This is a genomic window from Streptomyces violaceorubidus (genome assembly GCF_000717995.1).
Lineage (GTDB): Bacteria > Actinomycetota > Actinomycetes > Streptomycetales > Streptomycetaceae > Streptomyces > Streptomyces violaceorubidus.
Genome location: NZ_JODM01000119.1, coordinates 1 through 1,558, shown reverse-complemented (window position 1 = coordinate 1,558; position 1,558 = coordinate 1). Strand labels below are relative to the sequence as shown.

The window sequence follows — 1,558 nt, the reverse complement described above, 5'->3', positions numbered from 1 at the left end:
AGCCGCCGCCTTCGGCGGACCCGGACAGGCCGCCTACGCCGCCGCCAACACCTTCCTCGACACCCTCGCCCACCACCGCCACACCCACGGCCAACCAGCGCTCTCCCTCGGCTGGGGCCTGTGGGAAGACCGCAGCAACATGACCGGCAACCTCACCGACACCGACCTCCACCGCATCACCCGCCACGGGGTGTCCGGGCTGTCCGCGGCCGAGGGGCTGGCGTTGTTCGACGCGGCGTGCACGTCGGGCGAGGCGCATCTGCTGCCGATCCGGCTGGATGTCGGGACCCTGGGGCGGTCCCTCGACGGGGAGCCCGTACCGGCGTTGCTGCGCGGGCTGGTCCGCCGCCCCGCGCGCCGTGCCGCCGCGCGGGAGGGGGCGCGGCGGCAGGACCGGTCCCTGGCGGCCCGGCTGGGCGAGCTGGAGCCCGCCGAGCGCGTGGAGGTCGTGCTCGGCCTGGTGCGGGAGCACACCGCCGCGATCCTCGGATATGCGGGCGCGGACGGTGTCGAGGCCGAACTCACCTTCAGGGAGCTGGGGTTCGACTCGCTGACCGGTATCGAGCTGCGCAACCGGCTGGCCTCGGCCACCGGGATGCGGCTGCCCGCCACGCTGGTGTTCGACCACCCGAGCCCGGTCGAACTGGCCCGGCACATCGTCACCGAGGCCGTGGGCGACGAGCCCGGCCCCGTGGCCGGCCCGGCACGGCAAGCCGACCAGGACGGGGACGCGGTGGCCGTCGTGGCCATGGCCTGCCGCTATCCGGGCGGGGTGCACACCCCGGAGGACCTGTGGCGGCTTGTGCACTCCGGCGCCGACGCGATCTCCGGGTTCCCCGACGACCGCGGCTGGGACACCGAAGCGCTCTCCTGGGAGGCCGTGGAGAGGGCCGGCATCGACCCGCGGGCCCTGCGCGGCAGCCGCACGGGCGTCTTCGCCGGAGTCATGTACCACGACTACGGCACCCAGGTCACCGAGGTACCGGAGGGTCTGGAGGCCTTTGTCGGCACCGGCAGTTCGGGCAGCATCGCCTCCGGCCGGGTGGCGTACCACCTCGGCCTGGAAGGCCCGGCCATCACCGTCGACACCGCCTGTTCCTCCTCGCTGGTCGCCCTGCATCTGGCGGTGCAGTCGCTGCGCAACGGGGAGTGCTCGCTGGCGCTCGCCGGGGGCGTGACCGTCATGACCACGCCCGGCACCTTCATCGGGTTCAGCCGGCAGCGGGGTCTGGCCCGCGACGGGCGGTGCAAGGCGTTCGCGGACTCCGCGGACGGCACCGGCTGGGGCGAGGGCGCGGGCGTCCTGCTGCTGGAGCGGCTGTCCGACGCCCGGCGCAACGGCCACCCGGTGCTGGCGGTGGTGCGCGGCAGCGCGGTGAACCAGGACGGCGCGAGCAACGGCCTCACCGCGCCCAACGGACCCGCCCAGCAGCGGGTCATCCGCCAGGCCCTCTCCAGTGCCGGGCTGACCGGCGCGGACGTCGACGCGGTCGAGGCCCACGGCACCGGCACCAGCCTCGGCGACCCCATCGAGGCACAGGCCCTCCTCGCCACCTAC

At 74.9% G+C, this 1,558-nt stretch carries 1 protein-coding gene; it reads left to right on the top strand.

Annotation, left to right across the window (positions count from 1 at the left end):
- A partial coding sequence (locus IE94_RS0134265) for a beta-ketoacyl reductase (protein ID WP_030192340.1) occupies positions 1 to 1,558 on the top strand: 1,558 nt, incomplete at both ends.